This window comes from Ruegeria sp. CK3, from assembly GCF_056536565.1.
The window spans coordinates 1-24755 of record NZ_JBQFPV010000019.1; the positions used below are offsets into that span (position 1 = coordinate 1).

The following is a 24755-nucleotide window of genomic DNA, read 5'->3' on the forward strand; positions in this document are numbered from 1 at the left end:
GTCATAGATAAACACCGCGAACAGGATCACAGCCTTCGGATATTGCGTGCCTTCGAAGGAAACCATGAACTGACTGTCGACGGGTTTTACCGAACGCCACTCACCCGCAGCATCCGATCACGTCAACGTCCAAGAGTTTTCAGATAATCCGTTGGGAGCAGAGTGTGCGACAGAACCATGCCACCCCGAGGCCTCAAGAGAAGTAAATCGTATCAAGCCGATAGCGACGCTCAATCGCTTTTCTGTTGCTAGAATCAATTCGTTTTGACCAAAATTACAGAGTTTTGTGTTGGTTAGGGATTAAACTAGTGAAATATAAGATATTGATCTTGGGAGCTTCGTACGGATCACTTCTTTCTACTAAACTATTGATGGCTAACCAAGATGTGACGCTTGTTTGTCGCCAAGAAACTGCCGATCTAATAAATCGAGAGGGGACACGTGTTCGTATAAAACTGCGCGGCGAAGAAAAGCACAGGTCGTTCAGCTCGAATGACCTTCCCGGAGAGTTGACCGCAATGCCTCCCGAGCAGGTCGACCCAAATGAATACGATCTGATTGCCCTTGCAATGTCAGAGCCGCAATACTGTCATGAAGCGATTGCAAACTTGCTTCAGCGGATCGCAAATGCTGGCAAACCCTGCTTGTCTATAATGAATATGCCGCCACCGCCTTATTTGCAGCGCATCGAAGGGCTGGATGTCGGAGGCCTAAAGTCGTGTTTCACGTGCCCCGAGTGCTGGAGTACCTTCAAGCCGGGGAATGTAACTCTATGTAGTCCCGACCCTCAGGCATATCGGGTCGTGGAAGAGGGCGCAAATGTCTTGCACGTGGGTCTACCAACCAATTTCAAAGCCGCACCTTTCGAGAGTGATGAGCATAATGAAATACTGCGAAATCTAGAAACAGCGATTGATGCAGTTCGCGTTGAAGGAAACGACGTACCTGTCAAGCTTAGGGTTTTCGACTCCTTATTCGTACCATTCGCGAAATGGAGTATGCTTTTTGCAGGCAACTATCGGTGTGTTCTGCCCGAAGGCGCTCGTGCCATTAAGGATGCCGTTCATAGCGACGTCGGACTGTCCGAGAGTATATACGAAACGGTGAGCGGTATTGTCAGTCACTTGGGAGCGGATCCAAAAGACAAAGTGCCGTTCGAAAAATATGCGAACGCGGCAAAAAGTTTATTGAAGCCCTCTTCTGCAGCGCGTGCAATTGAAGCAGGAGCAGGGCAAGTCGAACGGGTGGACTTGCTCGTAAACCTGATTGCAGACCAAATTGGAATGGCGACCCCCGAGCTTAAAAATGTGAGTGAGACCGTCAGCGCGCGTTTGTCCGCGAACCGCGAAGCAGGCCGCTAAATAGGCAAACTGTTGATGCTAGCTTTCCAGCCATGAGAAAACTGTGGCGGCGCCTTAAACATACCTTTTGTCGGCTATTTTGTTAAAGTTAGATGCCGTTTCTATTCCGCAAGCTACTACATCCGCCTTGCAAGCGATCTTTGTACCAGTGAACCAAATTTGGTTTTTCGATCACCGGATATTTGAGGCCGCGAAAGCGCGCCCCGCAGGGTGTTGTTGACGAACTACGAATTTAGATGTTCGCTGGTATAGTTTAAGGCGTTATCGGGAGAATCTTTTTGAAAAGAATACTTTTTGGTGCTCGTAGCCCTCTGGTTGTTGACTATGAAGAGACGCTTCGGCGATTGAATACGCCAGCCGATATTTGTGTGTCACTCGGGGATCCTGTTCGCGTGCTTTCGCGTAGGTCGGTGGTTCATCTCGATGATCTAGGGGATACTGATGGAGTTTTCTGGCCATGTGCGTTTCATCCAAGACGCCGTAAAAAACTGGCGGAAATTGCAATAGAGCATGGACTCAAACCCGCTGACGCCATGATTGACCCTACAGCGGTGCTCGCGCGGTCAACGCGGGTGGGAGCAATGAGTTTCATAAATGCAGGAGCTGTAATCGGTGGCGCAAGCATTGTGGGCGAACGGGTTCTCGTGAACAGAACCGCAAGCGTTGGACATCACTGCGTTCTGAATGACGGTGTGAGTCTCGCGCCCGGCGTCACGCTTGCTGGCAACATTAAGATTGGATCCGACAGTATTGTTGGCGTTGGAGCTATAATCTATCCAGATGTCGAAATTGGTTCTGGATGTATCATTTCAGGCGGATCCGTTGTCCGTAAAGACGTGCCGGATGGCGCATTTGTTGCTGGAAACCCTGCGACCGTTAAGGAGTTGGATCTCTCGCGCAGCACACTGGGTTCCGACGATCAGGAGTAGTTGTTTTGCACTCTGAATTTGCAAACCATTTGTGGCAACAAATTAAGGCAGACCCGAAAAAGACATTTTGGCAAGGTCCGGATTACGCACACAGTTATGACGAGCTTGCGCGTGCAATTTGCGAGCATTGTGGAAGATTCGACAGCATTGGACTGGAGAGCGGTCAACCTTTGGTCATCGTCTCCAACGACGATTGGGTCGCGTCCACGTTATGGATCGCAGCGGTACTTGATGGAAAGGTCCCTTCGATCATTGCCCCGGACTCCAGCGAGGACAGGCTTGTTGGAATTGCTGAATTGATCAAACCGAGTCTGATCGTCGCCGATACTGAGCGCTGCAATCAGCCTTGGGTCGAATCCGACTCGTGGGTTTCATTTTTTACCAACAACCTTCCCAACGCTGAAGAACGAGATCCGTCTTTGAAGCAACCCGAAAGCGGTTTGGCTTATCTATTGTTTACGTCGGGTACCACATCGCAACCCAAAGGCGTGATGCTGACGCACACGAACCTGCAGACTCAGTTGGCCGCAATCTCGCGCGTCTGGGAACTGGAACGCCGATCAAAAATCTTTAATGGTCTTGTAACGTATCATACCGATGGATTGGTCCAGGGGCCGATATTGACAGCCTTCAATGGCGCGACACTGCTTCGGCCCGATGCATTTTCATTGAACCGGCTAGAACAGGATTTGTGTTGGTTACGTGATAGTCGTGCCACGCATATGATTAGTGCCCCAACGGTGTATGCCTTGATCGACCGACACGCGGCCCGATCAGACTATTTTGATCGTAGCGAATTTAAAACGATCCTGACGACCTCCGCGCCAATGGCCCCAGATCTTTGGGACAGACTCGAGGAGCGATTCAAAAAACCGATCGTGAATGAATACGGTATGACTGAAACAGTCGCCGCCAGTCACTTTGCTGGACCGCACGCGGAAATGGGTGAACGATATACGATCGGCAAACCGATCGATTGCGAAGCAATAATTGTCGATCCGTCAACTGGAAAAGAACAGCCTCAAGGTGAAGTTGGGGAATTGTGCTTGCGCGGGCCTTACATCTTTGCCGGATACTTTGGCCGACCAGAAGAAACGGAAAAAGCATTCCGTGGCAAATGGTTCCGTACGGGAGACCTTGCAACCGTAACCCCGCAGGGGAACTTCAGTATTGTTGGACGAATGAGCACGGCGATCAATAGCGGTGGATTCTTGATACGCCCTGAAGAGATTGATGAGGTGCTCTTAAAACACCCGGATGTGCTTGAGGCGCAGTCTGTAGGTGTTTCGGACGAAGACTTTGGTGCCGTACCCGTTTCTGCAATTGTCGCTCAGAAGCCGCTAGAACAGTCTGACATTTTGGAGTTTTGCCGAACTAAATTGGAACGCCAAAAGGTACCCAAGAAAGTTGTTTTTTTGAAAGAGCTTCCGCGTCGAGGATCAGGAAAAGTTGATCTGCCTGCACTGAAAGAAATTTTGCAGAACCAATCGACCATCACCCGTGACATCAATAGCGAGCACGATGCAGTCATCTTGGATATTGCCGCCGAAGTGTTTGGGGCGAAAAAAGGCTCTTTGAACATTTCGTTTGGCCCAGACCAAATAGGGGGGTGGGACAGCTATTCTCACACAGTATTGGTTATGGAAGTTGAAGCCCATTTTGATATTCAGATATCGATGTCTGAAATCAACAGTATTGAAACGCTTCAAGATCTTTCCAATACTGTTGCGAGGCAAGTCAAAGCGCCTGATACAAGTGAGCCCGAGGAACCTCAGGATGGGCTCCTTGAGGTGCTACGTAGTGGAACTGGAGGTATCACTGTGATAGCGATGCCAGATCTTTTCGGGGTTCCGCTTTGGATCAACAAAATCCTCCCCTTTATTGACGATCGTTGCGAAGTTTTGGGCCTTCGACCCAATACAGAAATGTTAAGAGAGCGCGACAACCAATCAATTGCTGAATACGCGCAGGAATGCGCAAGGATCATTCTCGGACATGGAATTTTTCAACCTACTTTGATCGTCGGATACTCATTTGGGGGTTTTTTGTCATACGAAACCGCTAACATTCTAAAGGATGAGTCCCAGAATACCGTCGTGCCTGTGCTGTTAGATTCCGCAGTTCCATCTAGACTGCGTCGAAAACGCTTTTCAGACAAAATCGAGTGGCACGCACGGATTATGGCCTGGCGATTTAGGTCCTTCCGCCGAGTATTCGCGAGTGTTGCTTCGACAAAGGGTGAAGTGTTGGATGAGCCCGGCTTATTCCCTGTTGCGCTATCAAGTCATCCAGCGTCAATACGTGCAACAGTTCGCCAGTTTTACAATGCGCTCTCTAGATACGAGCCCAGCTATTACAAAGGGACAATTTGTCTTCTGCGCGCTACAAAACGACGTTCAATTCTTGGGCCTTCGCCCAATTTGTCTTGGGATGTTTTTGCAAGTGAAGTTGATCAGTACGACATCAACGCAGATCATCGCACAATCCTTTTTGACGATGCTTCATGCCAACGCACTGCAACTGAAATCAACAACATAGTTGGTAAACTCACTAAAAAATAAGTTTTTTGTCTCCTTAAAGTTTTGTTTTTCTTGTTATTTTTGCTGTTTTCGTGAATTGTGCAGCACGTAGATTATTGACCAAAAAGGTAATCAAATTTCTGGTACCGAGTTCTCAAAAGCAGTTCGGCCAACTGGTAGACTCAACTGCCCACCAATTCGACCGGTGCTATGCCAGAAAAGTGATTGCGACAGAACGAAGACGCCCTTATCGCTCCTCCGCTTCCAAAGGTTGTACGGCTTCTAAAAAGGCCCATACGCCGTAGGCTCCTTGGTTTTGTTGCACAGATCTGAGCCGGTTGAGTTGTTTCAGCGATCGCTTTTGAGTCAAGTGGCGAGCTCAGCGTATTGCTGAAATGGGTAGAGTCCAGGCGTGATTTGACCTTGGCGGATCAAATGCGACACTTTATTTCCGTCGAGCTTTGCCGTCGCTGAGGCGAAGGCCTTGAACCTCAGCATATGCCGCGTGTGTTTCTTGATGAACCGGTTGTCCTTTTCCACGATATTGTTCGAGTACTTCCGCCTCACCATCTCAATTGGGATCGGGCAGCCAAAGCCTTTGAGCAATTTGTTGATAGCCTTGATGCCGGTGGTGTTGGAACCGCGCTTGTCGATCACAATCTCCCTTGGCAATACGTTGATATCCCACATTCTGGCGAAGAACTTGGTGGCGGCGGATTTGTTGCGACGCCGTGAAAGCATGAATTCAAGGGTCTTGCCCCGCTTGTCGAAAGCTCGATAGAGGTAAACCCATGCGCCTTTAACTTAGGTGTACGTTTCGTCCATTCTTCACGAACGACTATATGGCCCTTTGCGACGACGTGCTGCCTCAGCGATTGCACCAGAATACCGTTTTGCCCATCGGTTTAGAGAGGTATGGACCATTGAAACACGGCACTCGGCCATGATTTCTTCCAGATCCCGGTAAGAGACACTGTATCGGTCATAGATAAACACCGCGAACAGGATCACAGCCTTCGGATATTGAGTGCCTTCGAAGGAAACTATGAACTGACTGTCGACGGGTTTTAACGAACGCCACTCACCCGCAGCATCTGACGTCGTAGACAGCCAAAAGTTTGCAACAGTTCTCGCGCCAAGGGTAAATGGTCGGTAATGGTTTAGCCTTCCACAGTTTGTCACGTCCAACGCGACGCCGATTTTCGAGGCATCGTTGCAACGGGACTTTGATAGGTTGGAGGCCATGAAAGGCTCGAAGAAACGCACGCAGAAGTTGATTGGAGCAAGGTTTCATTTTTTAGTCACTCCCCAAATTTGGTGAGTAGACTTAAATACAAAACAAACATGTAAATTGGATAGTCGCAGCCGAACAGTGAAACCACCCATCTTACCTGAGCTCTGATTTGTGGGGGGTGTGAGGGGCTGGCCGAGGGGGTCAGAGCCAGCCCCTTTCTCTCACCCTTGAGTGAGTGGTGTTGTCTTCCGGTTGATACCAACTTGGCAGAAACGTTCTCAACCCGAAATTGGGGAAACCCCGTAATGCCCAGAGTTGCGACGAAACGGTTTGTTTCCAAATCGCAAACGGTAAGTTTCACAATGAATCGTGGACACAATTCCGCCATAATGCGACCACTCCGTCAGTGGGCGACATGCTTTTATTTTAGAACGTTCTGGTTTTTCCAACTAGATTTGAGGGGGTTAATTGGTTCGGTGTGTCGCCCGACGAACCCCAGCATCAAACACAAATAGCGACATGCAGCTTTCCGTAACGTCAAGGCGTATATCACCTTTTCTTTAATGAAACTGTCACAATTCAAACATTCCGACTGGATAGCGACAGAATGCGGCGCGTCGAGAATGGGGTTTACGATTTTCAATGAGGGGGTACGAGTTCGGCGCGTCGTACATTAGGCCGCAATAGCCTTGGCCTGCGTATATCTCGTCTCTGAATGGGTAAATTTATCGTAGCAAGACCTACGACCAACTATCTTCGTTTGTAGCAAACCAGAGTTGCAACTATTGGAAGAAACCGGGGATGACTGAAATGTTCCGTCTACTGCTAGTCTTGGCGTACCTACTCCCTTCAACCGTCGTGGCCAACGCATTGGCGACGGACGCATTGAATTCACTTCGCGAAAGCCAAGGTCTTCACGTCTTGCAATATAGCCAAAAACTGGAGAAAGCTGCGAAATCTCATGCAGAGGACATGGCGAATAGAGGTTTCTTTTCGCACACCGGATCAAACGGGTCTGATGTAGGAAGGCGAGTTCTCGGGGCAGGCTACAAATGGTGTTTCGTTGCCGAAAACATCGCAAGGGGGCAGCAAGGGTTGGAAGCAGTCGTGTCGGCTTGGGCTCGATCACCCGGACATCGAGCGAACATGCTCTCTCGCGAGGCTAGGGAATTCGCGCTCTACGAAGCCGCGGATCGAACTTGGGTAATGGTTTTGGCCGCCCCTTGCTAGTAGTTTCACGCAGGATCAGCGGGTCCGTTGAAACAATGGTGACGACCGATCCCTTTGTTCGACAAGGCCCAATCAAACCCGCTGAGCATCTTATCTTCCCAATCTCAATTTAAACCCAGCCCCAGCCGAGTGACATCTACAGCGACACTGGATCTTACCAATCAGAGCGACAATCTTGGGAATTCAGGTCTATTGGTTCGCTATGTGTAAGGCGTTAAGATGAGTCGCAAACTTTGAGGTCTAGTTGACGAGCCTGCGTGATCTGAGGTTTGTACTAGTCGCGTAATTTTCGAACAAGTTGTTTAACCATGATCTCGTTAAAGGGCTTTCATTTCTCCAAGCATGCAGTTTTGTACGCTGTTTAATTCTATCAAATGCACAAGCTGTCCTATCGTGATTTGGAAGAGATCATGGAGGAGCGCGATGTGCGACTTAACCATGCCACATCGAATAGGTGGATTGTGAAATACTCGCCGATCGTCGCAGCTCGTGCGCAATCAAAAAAGCGTCCAACGCTGAGTTCATAGTGCATGGACGAGACCTATGACCGAAGCCGACTGATGCCTCGCGAAACAATACTATTGTTTTGCAGGTCCTTTCAGATTGGTTCTCTTTAGAGAAATTGAGCCGTGTTCAAGAGGTAGTTGAAAGTTCATCCAGGTCCAACACTGCTGGGTCGATCATACGCTTGGCAGCACTCATTTCGACCGACTTCCGCATGGCCTTGCTTCGCCGCAGCAAGCGCCGGAAACTTGCTTCGTCAAGCATAAGCAGTGTCGAGGGCGCCAGCGCTCGCGCATTTACCCGACGGGGCCGTTTCATGAGCATGGCCAATTGCCCAAACATTTCGCCACGACCTAACCGCGTGGTATGTCTGCCGAACTCCACTTCGACTGCTCCAGAAGCGATGAAAAACACACTCCGGGTCAATTCATCTTTGGAAAGGATCGTGTCGCCCGCGTTGGCATAGCGGGTACGAAGCGCTCTACTGAGTTTTCGCAATGAAGTTTTGTCGAGATCAGAGAATAGTGGAAACTGCCTGACCAGATCCCGCCCCTTCAGGGCGATGTCCAGTACAGGACGCCCTTCGGATAAAGCACGTCGTGCCGCCACTTCCTGCATCAACACTGAATAGAGCTCTTCGCCTACCAAGCCATCCTCGCGCATGACCGCGTATTCTCGCTCCTCCAGTCGCAATGCTGTCCTTCGGATGAACCGCCGCTCCAGCTTTTCCGCATAACCTGGATATTGGAGCCGCAATCCTTCAAGCGCTGTCTCAACCGCCTCGGATCGGCGCTCCAACAGGTCGTCTAGCAACTCCGCAACCCGGCGACCGTGGATCCGGCGTATGCGACCACGGACAAACCCATCGAGATCTCGAAGGATCAGACGCTGCATGAGCAGTCTTTCGAACCTGTCCGCTGTTATACGAGTGAGCGGAAACGAGATTCGTAGGCGGTTGTGCAGGAAAACGGCGATCCGAAAAGACTTGCCATAGACGACAGATCGATTGGACGCGCGCTGATAGCCGATCCGCCCACCGGTCCTTGCGCCTTCAATGAGCCGATCCGCGTCTGACAGAATTTTTTCGCTGAGAACGGATGACATGGTGCGCTCTCGCATTCGGGCCAAAACTGAATCCCGCTCTGCACCGGCTAACGCAATAAGGCCAAGCGTGATCCTGTCGCGATCAAGGATCTCCGCGCTGTCTTCGGCGGCTTTTACAGCCTCGTCAAGGCGTTCGCTAAACTGCTTGGCTTCGTTTCTTACAATTTGGTGGGTCAGGTCGTAGTTTTCCGCGGTGCGGGACACATCCTCGCGGACTGATTGCAAGGCGACCGCGACCACCTGGCGCGACAATGCCGTATCAAGCGGAGTGAGTTCGTCGAGCCCTAGCTTTGTGATCACCGTTCGCAAGGTTGTCCCTTGGACAATCAGTGTAAACAGCGTAAAGCCAGTGGCCAAAATACCGACCAGACGCTTGGTTTCGAGCGGTACTTGAGTGCTTTCAGTGACCGCTAGTGCCAATGCCAAAGTCACGGCGCCCCGCAGCCCACCCCAAAGCATTGCGGTGCGATAGGGGCGTTCCACAACTGGCGACAGACCGATTGTCGTGAGCAGGGGCAACAAGCCGAACAGAACCGCCGCCCGTGCCAGTGTTGCTGCAAGAACCACCACTGCCAACAGGCCAAAGTCAGACGGCTGCACCCCTTCCAAAAGCCTCGGTATCAACAATGCTGCAAGAATAAAGATCAGCGCTCCAGCCCAATGTGCTAGGAGATCCCATACTTCTTGCAGATTTGTCCAAGCGATTGGCGACAAACGACCAGGGCCGGTGAGGTTGAGCGTTAGTCCTGTGACCACCACTGCGATAACACCCGAAGCCCCGACGCTTTGTTCCGCAACGATATAGGCGAGGTACGGCAGCGCGACAGAAATTGAAATTTGCGCCTTCTCCCAACGGTCTACGAAAGCCATCATCCAAACCGCCAAACGCGCCATAAGCCAACCAGTGAGTGCTCCGCCAACGATCAACAGCGGAAACTGCCCCACGGCGTCACTTAGCGACGGATCAGGTCTCCCGAGCATCACAAAGCTCATGAATAGCCCGAAAAGAGCAATCGCGGCAGCATCGTTCAGGAGGCTTTCACCCTCGATTATTCGCGACAACCTGCGTGGTGCGGAGATCGACCTAAAAATGCTGACAACCGCCGAGGGATCAGTTGTCGATACGATAGCACCAATCAACAGGCAAGCGACCAACGGTAAGGCACTTACCCAACTGAGCGCATAGCCAATGGAAAGTGTCGCCACAATCACAGCCACGACGGCCATCATCAAGATGGGCATCCAGTCATCCAGCATCCTGCGCAGGTTCATGCCGAGTGTCGCCTGGAAGAGCAACGTTGGCAGGAAAACATAGAGGAAGACGTCTGACCGGATCGGCAAATCAATAATCGCCTGCGCTCCCGGGTTCAGTGCATCCGTCAAGTCAGTGTTGAGAAAGAACGTTGCGCCAAGTCCGATGACTATTCCCAGGACCGCTAGGATAACGCTGTAAGGCAGGCGCATACGTGCAGCCAATGGTTCCGCCACGCCGATTACAACAAAAAAAGAAGTGATGATGGTCGTAATGACGACAATATCCATTACTACGTATTACCTGAGAACTCGAACTAATGGAATCCACTCTTAAACCTTGATCGACCACGTGGAATCGATTTGTGTACTCACACTTGGCCAGAGTTTGCAGTAGAAACGAATGTCAGGACCGAAGGGCCGCAGTGCCACACCAGCGCGGCGAGTGAACGGCTGGAAAGGGCCGATCCCGCATAAGCAATGTTCAAGGATCCATCGCTCGATCGAATGCAATTTTGCAGTGGATCAGAGTTGTATCGAAGACTGGAACCGGAACGTTGTCAGTATTGAGCAGCATACCCACTTCCGTGCATCCAAGGATCAGAGAGTCCGCACCGGCTTCTACAAGGCGTGAGGCGATCTCGACATAGGTGCGGTGGCTAGCCTCGGTCGTGATATCTTTGCAAAGCTCGTCATAGATGATCCGGTGCGTCTCAGCGCGGTCATCATCGTTTGGAACAAGCGGTTCCAACCCAACCGCTCTCAAACGATCTGTATAAAACTCCTGCTCCATCGTGAACGCAGTGGCCATTAGTCCAGGGCGTTGAAGTCCGGCAGCCTGTATTGCTTTGGCGGTGGCGTCAGCAATATGGATCAGGGGAATGCCGACACCTTCCATCATCCGATCGGCCAGCTTGTGCATGGTGTTCGTGGCTAAGATCAAAAGATCTGCTCCACCCCGTTCCAGCGCCTTAGCTTCGCGGTTTAGGATGTCTCCGGCGGCGTCCCAAGCACCCTTGGCCTGTAGCGCTTCGATCTCTGCAAAGTTTAAGACCTGATCAACAACTCTGGCGAATGAAGTCCTCCGAGTATTTCGCGGGTGAGATCACAAAGCTCACAGTAGTAGAGTTGCGTCGATGCCGCTGACATTCCTCTTAAGATGCCAATAGTTTTCATCGTCGATCTTCCTCAGTCATTTGGTCTTCTAGGCAAAGGAGGTCGGTTTGACCTTAAAGCGTCCTCAACCGAGTTCGTTCCGTCTAGTGTTCCGCGATCTGCGAGAACCCCATCTACAAACCCGATTTGTCCGGAAACATAGAGGGTTTCAGCCGGGCTCAAATGCATCGGAACGCAATTGGCCACAGCGGCGACGGCATCGCGCAGTTGAATGCCAATGTCTTTCAAGCGTTGATTGATCGACATGCGATATCGAGCAGATGCTCGCCTCTAGTGGAAAACGGATTTCAGGGTTTCGGACAGTCTATCGAGGTCGTTATCCGTGACATGCAGGTATGGGGCGAATCTCAAGGAACTGCCGCGGCGGCTGAGATAGACATTGCGCTCGGCCAAGCTGGGGAGGAGCGTCTCTGGAATGCCGCCATCAAGGCCCACGCCGAGGATGTTGGGACTCCGAACCTCTTTGGGGACTGGAACAAAGCCGAAGGGCTCTAGGATCGCTTCTATGTGGTCGTTGATGCCCTCAAGCGTCTCGGCAATGTTTATGATGCCCCAGTCGGCAATCTGTTCCAAAGCCACAACCCCACCGGGCAGGATCGATGGAATACTCTTCTGCCCCATCTCGAACCGGCGTGCCCCGACTTGGTATTGGTCATTGTACTGGACGAGGTTTTCAAACACCTCGGCATCGGCTCGGCTGAGCCAGGTCTCTTCCAGCGGGCGAGCATTATGCCACTTGGGATCTGCATAGAAGAGGCTGAGGCCATAAGGGCAGAGCAGCCATTTGTATCCAGCGGAGATAAGGAAGTCAGGCTTCAAAGAAGCTATATCGATTGGCTTCGCCCCCAAGGACTGCGTGGCTTCGAGGATGAAGTAAGATCCTACGGACCGAGTTGCCTCAGCGATCTTTTCGAGGTCCAACAAAGCGCCGTTTGTCCAATGGCAGTTGGGAATGGCGACGAGCTTGGTCCGCGGCGTGATGCGATCCAGCACGGCTTGGGTCCAACCGAAGTCTTTAGGTGTTGGCACGACGACAAATTTGGCCCCGGTTTCTTGACCCAGGCGCTGCCACGGGAGGTAGTTGGACGGGAATGCCTCGTCCAAGACGATAATCTCATCCTGATCTGACAGGTGTTCTTCTAGGATTCGAGACGCTGTTGACGATCCATAGCTGGCGGAAGGCGTAACGGCAAAATTGTCTGCGCTGACGCCAAACGCTTTGGATGCTGCAGTGCGGAAAGCCTCGGCGTCCTCAAAGAAGTGGTTCGGCTTGCGTTCCCAAGGGTGACATTTGGAAAGGGCCCCTTCGACCAAGGCGTCACCTGCTTTCTTCAGCAGCGGTGCATTGTAGGAACAGTTGAAATACGCGAGATCCGGAGGAATATCGAACAGGTGTCTTTGTGACGGGATTGTCGCCATCTCGCGTCGCCTCTTTGGAAAAATAATATAGAACAAATTCCTGATTGTATCACATCGTGTGGTCAATAGTTTCATTGTATATAAGACAATGATTTTCTTCTCATACCTGAAGCATCCTTGTGAAACCTCAGCTATTCAATACAATCTCTACATTGTTCAAAAAGCGGATCGCCCCATGCGAGCAAAGTACAAAGACGTAGCTGCCGACCTGGCCCGAGATATCCGCAGCGGGACGCTGAAGCCGGGAGATCGCTTGCCGACACATAGGGAACTCGCACATCGCCACGGATTGTCGTTGGGGACCGCAACGAAGGTGTTTTCGGAGATGGAGGCCATGGGGCTGACAATCGGCGAGGTTGGTCGAGGAACATTCGTCCGCATGAACGCCGACGCGCGTGCGATGGAGTTTTCATACGAGACTCCGAGTGAAGCGGTAGTGGACTTCAGCAAAAACCACATGGTTCTGCCCGAGCAGGACGGCATCTTTCAAGAAGCGATTTCAAAGGTGTTGGCTGATCCTGGCTGTGATGTTTTAGATTACCGGAACAATCCGGGCGCAGAATATGACCGACTAACGGCTTGGCGATGGCTCAACAAAGATCGCGCCAGGCCAATCGACAGCCATGAGGCCATCACCATTTGTAGCGGCGGGCAACACGCCTTGATTTTGGCATTGATGGCAACCTGCCGTCCGGGGCAAGTCGTGGCCGTTGAGCGTCTGACCTATCCGATGGTGCGTTTGGCCTGTGAGATGCTCCGGCTCGACGTGGTTGAAGTGGACGCCGACGGTGATGGGGTAATCCCAGAAAGTTTTGATCGGATTTGTCGAAAGCACGATGTCTCAGCATTTTTCTGTATCCCCAACGTACAAAACCCGACTTCGACCACGCTGCCGATGGAACGCCGTTCAGAAATCGTGGATATCGCCATTTTGAATGATGTCATGGTTATCGAAGACGACGCCTATGGTTTCCTGCTTGAACAGCCGCCGACGTCATTCGCTGAACTTGCCCCAGATCGCACGCTTTACATCCGAACGCTCTCCAAAAGTTGGGCTCCTGGCCTGCGAGTGTGCTACCTCGTTTCGCCAGACAGTTACAGAGATGCCGTGGACCGTGCCCAGCGTGCCTCCGTTTGGATGAACGCGCCACTCATGGCTTCAGTTGCGTCTGAGATCATTACATCTGGTCAATACGATCTGGTTGTCAGTGCCAAGCGCAAAGAGGTCTTCAAACGCCAAGCAATTCTACGCCGCGTCCTAGACGGCATGGAGGTCATCACCCAACCGCAAAGCATGCATGTGCTTTTGCCGCTCCCGTCCAATGCCCGGAAAGACTGGGTGGTCGAAGCTTTGGCTGATGCAAATGTATTGGTGTCCGCCGCCTCTCAGTTCGCGGCAAAGGGCGAGCGCTCGGGGCTACAAAATGGGCTTCGGCTTTCTATCGGCGCCCCTCGTAGTCGAGCGACTATGGAAAGCGCCCTGACGACTCTTCGGACAGTGGTAGAGTCTTCTCAGAACAAAAGGGCTTGGCGTTAAGCTAACATTCAGCGTTGGCAACCGAGCATTATTAGATCTCAGTGGCTTCTGCGATGACCAGGGCGTCCTCGAGTACGACGCCAATACAACGGATTGTGCTCTCCATCTTGGTACGGCCAAGCAAGAACTGAAATGCTCTGAGGTTGCCAGTTTTCTTGTAGATCTGGGTTACTGTTGTACGCCTCATTTAATGAGTTCCAAAGGCGCTTGCCTCGAGACCAATTGATGTGACCCAGTCTCTTGCAAGCCGTGCGAATTGACGCGTCGACAGGTGCAATCGTCCGTGAAGCCAACGGGGCCAAAGGTATTCTGGCCCGAACATGAGTTCGTCTTCCATCTATTTCTCAATAGTGGTGCAGGTTCCCTCGGAAATTTCGAAGCGAACAGGATTCTGCGTCTTGCTTTGCAGTACAGAAGCCCGTTCTTTGATTTGACCCGATGCCACGAAATCGGCCACCTTCATCTTCTCCAGAGCGCAGCTGCAGAGCTTACTGTCGATTGCCGGGTCGAAGAGTGCAAAATCGCGATGGTTATCGCCAAGCTCAAGGCGAGCTCGTATAGCTTTGACACGTTTTGCTTTCAGAGTGCGTTTTTGACCTACAATACGCCCTTTGTTCCAAGCTGGGCAAAGTACGGCGTGCGGCCCACGGCAAACCTTTAACTTTGCTTCGAAAACCGACGGTTTTGAAATACACCAACTCGCAACGAGAAGTAGTCTCAATCCTCATTCTGCCACAAGCGCGACAATTGCTTCTCGAGGCTGGGAAGGTTGGTTCTTTGCCTCAAGCGGTTTGTCGAGCTTGCCTCGATACACCAGCGCGAACACTGGCGGGGTGAAATAGAAGGATACGACAGTCGACAACAGTACCCCTCCGGCGATGGCTACGGCGAATGGTGGCCAAAACGCTCCTCCGCCTATGATCAGGGGTAGGAACCCACCAAAGGTCGTGACCGTTGTCGAGATGATATGCCGACTTGAACCGGTCACAACACGCGCCATAGCTGCTCGGTCGCCTTGGCTTGCGTCAACGTCTTGTTGCAACCCAGTCAGAATTATGATCGCCGCGTTGATCGAAACTCCAATCGAGCCGATAACTCCGATGATCGCCGTTATTCCGAACGGGAATTGCATAACGGCCAGCGACAGCATGGAAAGGCCTGCAGACAACACGCACACGACCAAGGTCACAAGGGTTAGTCGGAACGAATTGAAGGTTAGTACAATGGTCGCGATGGAGAGTGTGACAATCAAACCAACAGAGGCAAGCAGATTGCCTACAGTATTGGATCGGGCATCACTGTCACCGCCCAAGGACATAGAATAGCCTTGTGGTAACACAAATCCGGACGCATCAAGCGCCTCTAGTACGTCCTGCAACGCCTCTTCGGGCAAAACACCGGGCACGATAAACGCCTGTATGGTGTTCTCGCGTACGCCATCCGTTCGGGTTATGACGCTCTCTGCAGGTTCGATACCCGGTCTGGCGAGTTCCGACAAAGGTACAGCGGGGAACACTCCGGTCGCGGAAATGGCGGCAGCGTTCGGCAGCAGAATGGGCATACTGACAATGGCGCTTAAGTCTGATCGCACCTCGTCACCAAGACGAACTCGCACCGGCAACTGTTCAGTCCCTTCGATCAGTGATCCACCGGTGACGCCAACAAGCGCCGTGTCCAGCTGACCCGCTATATCCGCCACGTCCAGTCCCAGCAGACGGGCTTTGACCTCATCAATCTCGAACCGGATTTGAGGGTTGCCGCCGTTCACGCTGGCGCGTGCCTGCGTCACCAGGTCGAGATTGGCCATAACGGACCTCACCTCGTCGCCCAGATTACGCAGAACCGTGATGTCCTGCCCCTGAATTTTAACCTCAACCGGTGCCGCAACCGGAGGACCCTGCACAAGATTGCGAACGATGATCTGCGCGTCAGGAAAGTCGGTATCCAGACGGCCCTGCAGCGCTCCGACAAGGCGGGCCGCGTCATCGGCCGTGTCAGTTGTGATCATAGCTTGTGCAAACCCGGGCTCGCGTGAACGGTTGCCAACGATGTTGTAGTAGAATGCGGGGCCGGATTCTCCGACCGTCCAATAGACACTTTTGACGCCTTCATCAGCCAGCAGCATTTCATCGATCTGGCGGGCGGTTGCTTCGGTGGTGGCAATTGATGTTCCACCCGGCATGTCGACCTCGATATAGAATTGGTTGCGGTCGACGCCCGGGAAGAATTGCGCGGTCAGCGTTGGAAAGGCCGCAAAGCCAAGCACGGGCAAGACCAGTGCCAACGCGATGGATCGCACCGGATTAGTGACTGACAATCGAATTGAGGCCTCGAACATTCGGGCAAGCGGCGGGATGCTGATACCGCGGCTCAGCATTCCTGCGTCGGGGCGGTCGGACAGTACCCAGCCCGCAATCGCGGGGGTCACCGTCAAAGCGACAACTAGTGACCAGACAAGCATGAGCACCACGGCGATAGCGATAGCACCAACAAAGTCGCCGGCGGGGCCAGGCAGCAAGATCATCGGCGTGAAGGCGAGCGCTGTTGTGACAGTCGACGCCAGCAAAGGTGCGGCCAAACGGCGAACAGCATCTCGCACGGCTGAAAGTCTCTCCATCCCATCCTGCAGACGACGACGAATTTCATCGGTCATCACGATGGCTGCGTCGACGAGCAGACCTAGGGCAACAATCAGGCCCGTCACGGACATCTGGTGAATTGGCAATCCGATCATGTTCATCATCGCAAGAGTTGCCAATGAGACAACCGGCAATACCAAGGCCACAATCGCAGCTGCACGAACGCCCAACGTAACAAACAAGACTGCCACGACCAGAGCCACACCAATGGCCATGTTGATCCCAACCTCTGACAAACGATCCGTCGTGTACTGGCTTTGATCAAACAGCAGTATTTCCTGCATGCCCAAAGGCACTGATGCGGCGCCGGTCTCAAGCTCATCCCGTAGAAAGCCTGTCCAGCGGTCGATCTGCACGCCGTCCTGCGCCAGAATCCCCACCAAAACGGAGGGCTTTCCGTTTGCAAATGCGATTGAGGACTGCGGTTCGCGTGCGCCCCGGTCTACGCTGGCAATATCTCCGAGTTGCACCACTGCACCGTCTGCGTTTTCACGCAGGACGATGCTTCGAATGCGATCCAAACTCTCAATTTCTCCGCTGACGCCTATGGTCAGGTCGACATCGGATTGCAGCCGCCCAGACTGAACCTTTCCGTCTGCTTCGGCGATCCGCTGGGAAATCTCAGCGCCGCCAAGCCCAAGCGCAGCGGCTTTGTCCATATCGACACTTACGAGCACCTCTTCTTCCGGCTGACCGAAATAGTCGACGGCTCGTGTCGCAGGTATCGCGCGCAATCTGTCACCCAATGCTTCGGCATGACGAGACAGCAATGTGAGCGGGAAGTCGGGGTCCTCGGCTGCAACTGCAATGACCGCGGAATAGGCAGCAATACCCTCGGCATCAAACTCTGGCGGCAATACACCTGCCGGGAAGTTCTGGCGCGCAACTTCGACTGCGTCCCGAGCCTCGGCCCAAACCTGCTCGATAGTGGCTTCGTCTAGTGTTTCAAGCAATTCCACCGAAACGACAGACACGCCCGAGCGGGAGACAGAACTGATCTCATCCACCTCGGCGATTTTCCGCAGCTCTTCTTCGATTTCTGCGGTCACCAGTGCTTCAACCCGTTCTGGGTCTGCACCCGGGAACTGCGTCGTAACAGTCGCGAAGAGGTTGGTGATCGTGGGGTCTTCCTGTCGCCCCAGCGATAGGAACGAAGACAGGCCTGCAGATACAAGCACCAAAATGATCAGGGCAGCCAGCCGGGGATGGCGAAAGGTAAGTGTTTCCATCAGATCGCTCCGTTACTCGCCAGTGTTGAAGGCGACGCGCTGACCAACGCTGACCCGCTGCGGCCCCTGATCGATCAGGACGGTGCCTTCCGGGAACGCGCCACGCACAAAGACGCGGTCGTCTTCGGCATGCAGCACTTCGACCGTCGCCAGGCGCACAGTTTTTTGCGCGTCGGCAACCAGCAGTGTCCATTGCCCGCGCGTTCCCTCCTTCAACGATGTTGTGGGCACCCAAGTTCCCGCACTTTGGACAGGATCGAGTACATGCACACGTGCGGTTTGTCCGAAAGCAACGTCCGGCGCATTCTTCAGATTGAACAGCGCAGTGCGGGTTCGGGTCACCGGGTCAATATCGGGTCGCAAAGTTGCAAGCTCGGCCCGATAGCTTTGACCTGCTATTTCGATCTCAACATCAGTCAGAAGCGCCGGATCAACATCGAGAGGAATACCGATCCGAACCTGCGGCGACACAACCTCGACCATTCCCAGAACCAGCTCACCTGATCGCAGGGTTTCACCTCCGTCCACGAGTCGCGCGGTTATTTGACCGGCAAACGGGGCCTCGATACTCGATTTTTCGATCCGAACGGTCACATCGCGCAAGGCCGCATCCAGCTCGCCAGTTCTGGACAACAATTCATCTTGCTGAGAAACGGCCTCGTCCAAACGGGCTTGACTGGTAAAGCCTTGTTCAATGAGTTTCGCGTTTCGCTCGACCGTTTTTCTTGCAAATGCAAGCTGGGCTGCAATGGCATCACGTGATGCTGTCAGGCGGTCGCGTTCGACCTCGAGCAATGCGATGTCCAGAGTCGCAAGAAGTTGACCCTTGGCAACCTCGTCACCCTCATCCACCAGAATTTGATCCAGCGTCCCGTTCAATTCGAATGAGATATCTGCCGAACGCTGAGGTTCGACCTGCCCGATGAGCACACGGTCGACTGTGTAAGCGCTCTCGGATGTTATCGGCGTCACGGATACCGGGGTCACAGCGGCGGCATCAGGTGCGGGCACCGCCTCCGCTCTACGGGTGAGCTCGGATGCGCCAAAGTGAACGGCGGCCGCTGCAACGGCTATAAAAGTGACGGTCACTCCCAGACGCACAGTGCCGCGTAACACACGTGCAAATAGGCTCGGTTTGGTCGCTTCAGTAGATGAACTTGCAGGATTCGGCATTTGGGGACCTCATCAAGTTAGTGTCTCTAACATATGTTAGAAGTTCTCACTTTGACAAGAGATACGTGATCTGGCACATGTTGGATCATGAGCAGCACCGAAAAAAATCATCCGACAAATAGACAAACGGCGGGTCTTTCCGTCAGTAAGAAGGCCTATCATCACGGTGATCTCCGCGCTGCACTGATAGAAGCAACCCGACAGTTGGTCGAAGAAAAAGGTCCGGACAGTTTTTCCGTATCCGAGGCGTGCAGACGCGCGGGCGTATCAACCGCGGCACCTTACAAGCACTTCAAAGACAAGACAGAAATGCTGGTCGCCACTGTCCTTGAGGGAATGGATCGGCACCGAGACAAAATGCTTGCCGCGCTGGAAGGCGTTCCTGAAGGATCTCCCGAGCGCATTACTGCCATCGGGATGGAGTATATTGCCTTCGCGTTAAATGAACCCGGGATCTTCAGACTGAAATTCGGCGGCTTCACAGACCGCATCGCGGACCCCCGGCTGGAGGCAGGCGGCCAACAAAGCTTCGGGATTCTTTTGACTGAGGTAGCAAAGTGTCTGGGCGAGCCGGGAATCACAGGCGAAGTTCGCCGCCGTGGTTTTTTGTTGTGGAGTTTCGTACACGGGCTGTCCTTCATTCTGCATGACAAAGGGCTTGCCGAGAAAGGCGAAGAGTTCGATCTTCATAACCTTCTTGAGGACGTTTCGGAAAGAATGTTGAGTTAAGCGATCTCGCGCCAAACGAATCCAACTAACCACTGATAGCAGGCAATCTGTGCCACTTTCACCCTTACGCCTAACGATTGCTCTAGTTCACACAAAAGACATTGTTGGAAAGCGCTGCGAATGTCCGGAAAGCGGGCGGCAACCGCTGCATCTAGGCGCTGGCGTGTGCGTCAGCTTTGGGCCGAACTAATAATTCGCTCACTGCTAAAAAATTGATCGTAGTTCGCTGAATGCGGTCCAGAAATGGAGCAGAATGATCACTAACATCAAATCAACTAGACCCTTTGTGCTAGAACACTCTAAAGTGTTCGATGGCAGATTTGACGTTAAGTCATCATCTATCCCGGGGGCATGAGCATGATCATCAGGGTTTTTCCTATCGCCACCGTCATTTTGATCGCCCTCTCAGGCGCTCTTGTGGCTCAGCAGGGTCCTCCACCCGTGACGGTGGCAAAGCCGGTTGTGAAGTCCATAGTTGAAGATGATGAGTTTGTCGGTCGCTTCGGCGCCGCGGCTGACGTGGACGTTCGAGCGCGGGTTTCCGGTTTTCTGGACCAAGTGCATTTCAAGGACGGAACTCTCGTCGAACAGGGCGATTTGCTCTTTACGATCGACCAGCGTCAGTTTCGTACTGCATTGAGGCAAGCCCGGGCACAGATCAGCATTGCTGAAGCAACAAGTGCCTTTACGACTGATCAGCTTGAACGGGCTGAGGCTTTGATCAGAAATGGAAACATCGCGGAGAGCGTGGTGGACCAACGTCGCGAAGCTTTTCTTGCGGCGCAAGGTGTTCTGGAACAAGCGCGCGCTGCACTGGAATTGGCCGAGCTTGATCTGGAGTACTCGGAGATCCGAGCACCAATGTCAGGGCGTATCGACCAAGCCCGGGTTGATCCAGGAAACCTGATCATAGCCCAAGACACCCTGTTGACATCGATCGTTTCGACCGACCCGATTTATTTCTATTTCGATATAGATGAACGCTATTTTCTGGCATACGCGCGAGATGCGCGTGCCCGGGGATCAGTTCTGCAAGAAGGCGCAGACAATCTTCAAGTTCAGGTAACTGTGGCTGACCGAAGCATACCGCCTCAGAACGGAATACTGGACTTCTCGGAGAACCGCATTGACGACGAAACCGGCACGATGCGTGTACGCGCAGTTCTGCGCAACCCGGATGAGCTTTTGACACCTGGTTTGTTCGGACGCGTGAATGTTCCAGGATCGCTTCCATATGAGGGCATTCTGATCCCGGATGAGGCGATTGCTTCCGATCAGAACCGAAGACTTGTGATGACAGTGGATGCTCAAGGCAATGTCATACCAAAGGAAATCCGACCGGGCCCCAGAATAGACGGCTATAGGGTCGTGCGTGAAGGTTTGGATGGGTCGGAAACGCTGGTCATCGAAGGTCTTGTTCGCGCCCGTCCGGGAACCGTCGTTGCTGCGGAATTGATCGAGCTGCCGTTGGTCGCAGAAAACTGATATGGGGCGTTTTTTTGTCACCCGCCCTATCTTTGCGATCGTTGTCGCGGTTGTGACAACCATCGTTGGGTTGCTCGCGTATTTCGAACTGCCCGTTGAGCAGTACCCGGAAATCGCGCCTCCATCGATTGTGGTCAGGGCGAGTTACCCCGGAGCAGACGCTGAAACAATTGCCGCCACAGTCGCGACCCCGTTGGAGCAAGAGATCAACGGTGTTGAGGGCATGCTCTACATGTCTTCATATTCGACGGCCGACGGGTCTATGTCGCTGACGATTACGTTTGAACTGGGCACCAATCTCGACGCTGCCCAGGTTCTTGTCCAAAACCGCGTTTCCATCGCTGAACCGCGCCTTCCGCAAGAGGTAAGAGCGCTCGGCGTCACGACCAACAAATCTTCACCCGACCTCATGATGGTCATCCATATGCTCTCGCCGGATGAGACATTTGACCAACTTTATGTATCCAACTACGCCCGTTCGCGTGTCAGAGATCGCCTTGTGCGTCTTGATGGTGTCGGCGATCTGATTATTTTCGGTGAACGGGAGTTTTCGGCGCGTGTGTGGTTGGACCCGGACCGGCTTGGGTCGCTAGGATTGACGTCCGGAGATGTCGTCGCGGCGCTGCGCGAACAAAACGTTCAGGTTTCGGGCGGTTCCTTGGGATCACCGCCCAATGCGACCGACAGCGCCTTTCAAGTGACGCTCACAACTCAAGGTCGATTGGAAGATCCACGCCAATTCGGTCGCGTTATCGTCAAGTCGACTGACGACGGGCGCGTCGTACGAGTTAGGGATGTGGCGCGGGTTGAAATCGGAGCACGCTCCTACGTGACAAACTCGTACCTTAACAACAAACCGGCTGTGGCCCTTGGGATTTTCCAACGACCAGGTTCGAACGCATTGGCGTCGGCGGATGAGATTTTAGCCGTTGTCGAAGAGCTGTCACAGGATTTCCCATCTGGGCTTGAGTATCAGGTGGTGTACAACCCTACAGAATTCATCGAAGCCTCGGTGAACGCGGTCTACCGAACTTTGTTCGAAGCGATATTGTTGGTTGTTGTCGTGATCGTTGTTTTTCTTCAGAGCTGGCGAACGGCCATAATACCGTTGATCGCCATTCCCGTGTCACTTATCGGGACATTTGCCGTGATGCTGGCGCTTGGATACTCTCTGAATTTGCTAACGCTGTTCGGGCTTATTCTGGCGATCGGGATCGTCGTTGATGATGCCATCGTTGTGGTCGAAAACGTTGAGCGAAACATCAAAAACGGCATGTCTCCGAAGGATGCGTCCGCCCGCACCATGGACGAAGTCCAAAACGCGATCATCGGGACGACACTGGTTCTGATAGCTGTCTTTGTGCCAGCCGCTTTGGTTCCCGGAATTACCGGCCAATTCTACAGGCAATTTGCTGTGACGATTTCCGTCGCAACAGTTATTTCAACTATCAATTCACTCAGCCTGTCGCCGGCGATGGCTGCGGTGATCTTGAAGCCAAACTCCAGCGTACCAACACGAAATCCGCTGGCCTTTGTCACAGACCCACTTAGCAACGGATTCAACAGGGGGTTTGACGCAATGGCGTCCGCTTATGGGCGGACCGTGCGCGCATTGTCTGGTTCAACCGGGATGCGCAGCATCGTTCTGTTGGTTTTTGCCGGATTGATGGGCGGAACATACTGGATCACGACAAAAGTACCGACCGGGTTCATCCCGGAAATGGACCAAGGATACGCCATCGTCGTGGTGCAACTGCCAGATGGTGCAGCACTGGACCGGACCGACGATATCATCAGGCAAGCGACTGAGATAGCATTGGAAACACCCGGGGTTACAAATGCTGTGGCATTTGCTGGCTTTTCGGGAGCGACATTTACCAATGCAAGTAATCAAGGTGTGATTTTCACCACCTTTGAGAGCTTTGAAAGCCGCCAGGAAAACGGGCCGACTGCAGGTGCCATTGTGGGACAGCTTTTTGGCCGGATGCAGGCCCTGCGCGAAGCCTTTATCATCGCCATTGCACCTCCTGCGGTCCGCGGGGTTGGCACTGGTGGCGGTTTCAAGCTTCAGCTTCAGGAACTTGAAAGCGCAGACATGTCACGCGTGTTGCAATCTGCCTATGCAGTCATGGGCAGTGCAAGCCAGTCGGACAAGGTTCAGGGTGTGTTCACGACCTTTTCGTCCGGATCACCGCAGCTGTACCTTGAGATCAATCGCGTTCGGGCACAAATGCTCAACGTCCCTATTGGTGAAATATTTGAAGCACTCTCGATCAACCTCGGGTCTGCCTACGTGAACGACTTTAATGCTTTCGGGCGTCTTTTTCAGGTGCGCGCGCAGGCGGACGAGCCGTTCCGTCTGAACCAGAGTGATATTCGAAGTCTGCGAGTCCGTTCCGCGACAGGAGCTTTGGTTCCGTTGGGTACCTTAGTTACCGTCCGCGAAACCGCGGGGCCCGCCTTGGTTCAACGCTACAATCAACAGGTGTCTGTGCCGGTTCAGGGGTCGCCAGCACCCGGTGTGTCAACGGGTCAGGCATTGCTGGAGATGGAAGCGCTCGCAGAAGCCGTCATGCCGCCGGGGTTGGATTTTGAATGGACCGAGCTTGCTTTGCAGGAACGAAATCAGGGCAACACGGCAGCATACATCTTTGCATTTTCGGTGCTGTTTGCCTTTCTTTTTCTCGCGGCGCTCTACGAAAGCTGGACGCTTCCGCTGGTCATTATTTTGATCGTTCCTCTCGCTGTATTGGGCGCGATGCTGGGGGTGATGTTTCGAGGTATGGACAACAATATTCTGACGCAGGTTGGATTGATTGTTCTTGTGGGGCTTGCCGCAAAGAATGCCATTCTGATCGTGGAGTTCGCCAAACAAGCGCAGGAAGAACGTGGGTTGTCGGCTATTGATGCCGCTGTCGAGGCCAGCCAATTGCGCTTGCGGCCAATACTGATGACTGCATTCGCGTTTATACTCGGCGTTGTGCCCTTGATGATTGCAGTCGGTCCCGGTTCAGAGATGCGACAGGCTCTTGGAACGGCAGTATTCTTTGGCATGTCGGGTGTAACTCTGCTTGGACTGTTTTTCACACCTGTTTTTTATGTGGCCATGCGCACGGTATTCCCGATGCGGCAAACCACGACGTAGGCCAATGGTGCAGTGACCGTTGCATTGCATGGCTCATTGCACGGGAAGCAGCATGCGAAACGTCGGCAGTTCTAAGGCGGAAGCCTTAGTG

Annotated in this window: 13 protein-coding genes and 2 pseudogenes; 8 read left to right on the top strand and 7 right to left on the bottom strand. The window is 53.0% G+C overall.

The features are described 5' to 3' along the window. Positions 1-308: 308 nt before the first annotated feature. The 3 genes from ACR0C3_RS22480 to ACR0C3_RS22490 all read left to right on the top strand — a co-directional run bounded on the left by ACR0C3_RS22480 (position 309) and on the right by ACR0C3_RS22490 (position 4851). Positions 309-1361, top strand: a complete 1053-nt coding sequence (locus ACR0C3_RS22480) for a ketopantoate reductase family protein (RefSeq protein ID WP_480760617.1) — start codon at positions 309-311, stop codon at positions 1359-1361. Positions 1362-1639: 278 nt separating this feature from the next. After that, on the top strand, positions 1640-2290 hold the full coding sequence (locus ACR0C3_RS22485) for an acetyltransferase (protein WP_480760618.1): 651 nt from the start codon (positions 1640-1642) through the stop codon (positions 2288-2290). 5 nt (positions 2291-2295) lie between these two features. After that, positions 2296-4851 (top strand): AMP-binding protein, encoded by a 2556-nt coding sequence (locus tag ACR0C3_RS22490; protein WP_480760620.1) that lies wholly within the window; start codon positions 2296-2298, stop codon positions 4849-4851. A 324-nt stretch (positions 4852-5175) separates the two neighbouring features. Here the strand turns inward: ACR0C3_RS22490 and ACR0C3_RS22495 are convergent. Further along, positions 5176-5856 (bottom strand): annotated as a pseudogene (locus ACR0C3_RS22495) (IS6 family transposase). A 997-nt stretch (positions 5857-6853) separates the two neighbouring features. Between ACR0C3_RS22495 and ACR0C3_RS22500 the strand changes: the two are divergent. After that, positions 6854-7273: a CAP domain-containing protein gene (locus ACR0C3_RS22500; protein ID WP_480760676.1), complete on the top strand. Its 420-nt coding sequence runs from the start codon at positions 6854-6856 to the stop codon at positions 7271-7273. A 633-nt stretch (positions 7274-7906) separates the two neighbouring features. Here ACR0C3_RS22500 and ACR0C3_RS22505 read toward each other — a convergent pair. The 3 genes from ACR0C3_RS22505 to ACR0C3_RS22515 all read right to left on the bottom strand — a co-directional run bounded on the left by ACR0C3_RS22505 (position 7907) and on the right by ACR0C3_RS22515 (position 12727). After that, positions 7907-10423 carry a cation:proton antiporter gene (locus ACR0C3_RS22505; protein WP_480760621.1) on the bottom strand — a complete coding sequence of 839 codons (2517 nt, stop codon included), beginning with the start codon at positions 10421-10423 and terminating at the stop codon, positions 7907-7909. A gap of 193 nt (positions 10424-10616) precedes the next feature. After that, positions 10617-11168, bottom strand: a complete 552-nt coding sequence (locus ACR0C3_RS22510) for an aspartate/glutamate racemase family protein (protein WP_480760677.1) — start codon at positions 11166-11168, stop codon at positions 10617-10619. Between the two features lie 410 nt (positions 11169-11578). After that, positions 11579-12727, bottom strand: coding sequence for an aminotransferase class V-fold PLP-dependent enzyme (locus ACR0C3_RS22515; RefSeq protein WP_480760622.1), 1149 nt, complete (start codon positions 12725-12727; stop codon positions 11579-11581). An 88-nt stretch (positions 12728-12815) separates the two neighbouring features. Between ACR0C3_RS22515 and ACR0C3_RS22520 the strand changes: the two genes are divergently transcribed. Beyond that, positions 12816-14264 (top strand): aminotransferase-like domain-containing protein, encoded by a 1449-nt coding sequence (locus tag ACR0C3_RS22520; protein ID WP_480760623.1) that lies wholly within the window; start codon positions 12816-12818, stop codon positions 14262-14264. Positions 14265-14295: 31 nt separating this feature from the next. Here the strand turns inward: ACR0C3_RS22520 and ACR0C3_RS22525 are convergent. The 3 genes and pseudogenes from ACR0C3_RS22525 to ACR0C3_RS22535 form a co-directional block, all read right to left on the bottom strand. Further along, positions 14296-14847 (bottom strand): annotated as a pseudogene (locus ACR0C3_RS22525) (tyrosine-type recombinase/integrase). A gap of 141 nt (positions 14848-14988) precedes the next feature. After that, complete coding sequence (locus ACR0C3_RS22530) at positions 14989-18132, bottom strand: efflux RND transporter permease subunit (protein ID WP_480760625.1); 3144 nt, start codon at positions 18130-18132, stop codon at positions 14989-14991. Positions 18133-18144: 12 nt separating this feature from the next. Beyond that, positions 18145-19221, bottom strand: coding sequence for an efflux RND transporter periplasmic adaptor subunit (locus ACR0C3_RS22535; RefSeq protein WP_480760626.1), 1077 nt, complete (start codon positions 19219-19221; stop codon positions 18145-18147). 171 nt (positions 19222-19392) lie between these two features. Between ACR0C3_RS22535 and ACR0C3_RS22540 the strand changes: the two genes are divergently transcribed. From ACR0C3_RS22540 to ACR0C3_RS22550, 3 genes are all read left to right on the top strand, one after another. After that, positions 19393-20034 carry a TetR/AcrR family transcriptional regulator gene (locus tag ACR0C3_RS22540; protein WP_480760628.1) on the top strand — a complete coding sequence of 214 codons (642 nt, stop codon included), beginning with the start codon at positions 19393-19395 and terminating at the stop codon, positions 20032-20034. A 357-nt stretch (positions 20035-20391) separates the two neighbouring features. Continuing rightward, positions 20392-21519 carry an efflux RND transporter periplasmic adaptor subunit gene (locus ACR0C3_RS22545; protein WP_480760630.1) on the top strand — a complete coding sequence of 376 codons (1128 nt, stop codon included), beginning with the start codon at positions 20392-20394 and terminating at the stop codon, positions 21517-21519. A 1-nt stretch (position 21520) separates the two neighbouring features. Further along, complete coding sequence (locus tag ACR0C3_RS22550) at positions 21521-24664, top strand: efflux RND transporter permease subunit (RefSeq protein ID WP_480760631.1); 3144 nt, start codon at positions 21521-21523, stop codon at positions 24662-24664. Positions 24665-24755 lie beyond the last annotated feature (91 nt).

Coding starts and splice junctions, on each gene's coding strand:
- ACR0C3_RS22520 (WP_480760623.1), top strand. CDS start 12,816: ATGATTTTCTTCTCATACCTGAAGCATCCTTGTGAAACCTCAGCTATT.
- ACR0C3_RS22500 (WP_480760676.1), top strand. CDS start 6,854: ATGTTCCGTCTACTGCTAGTCTTGGCGTACCTACTCCCTTCAACCGTC.
- ACR0C3_RS22530 (WP_480760625.1), bottom strand. CDS start 18,132: ATGGAAACACTTACCTTTCGCCATCCCCGGCTGGCTGCCCTGATCATT.
- ACR0C3_RS22505 (WP_480760621.1), bottom strand. CDS start 10,423: ATGGATATTGTCGTCATTACGACCATCATCACTTCTTTTTTTGTTGTA.
- ACR0C3_RS22540 (WP_480760628.1), top strand. CDS start 19,393: ATGAGCAGCACCGAAAAAAATCATCCGACAAATAGACAAACGGCGGGT.
- ACR0C3_RS22515 (WP_480760622.1), bottom strand. CDS start 12,727: ATGGCGACAATCCCGTCACAAAGACACCTGTTCGATATTCCTCCGGAT.
- ACR0C3_RS22545 (WP_480760630.1), top strand. CDS start 20,392: ATGATCATCAGGGTTTTTCCTATCGCCACCGTCATTTTGATCGCCCTC.
- ACR0C3_RS22550 (WP_480760631.1), top strand. CDS start 21,521: ATGGGGCGTTTTTTTGTCACCCGCCCTATCTTTGCGATCGTTGTCGCG.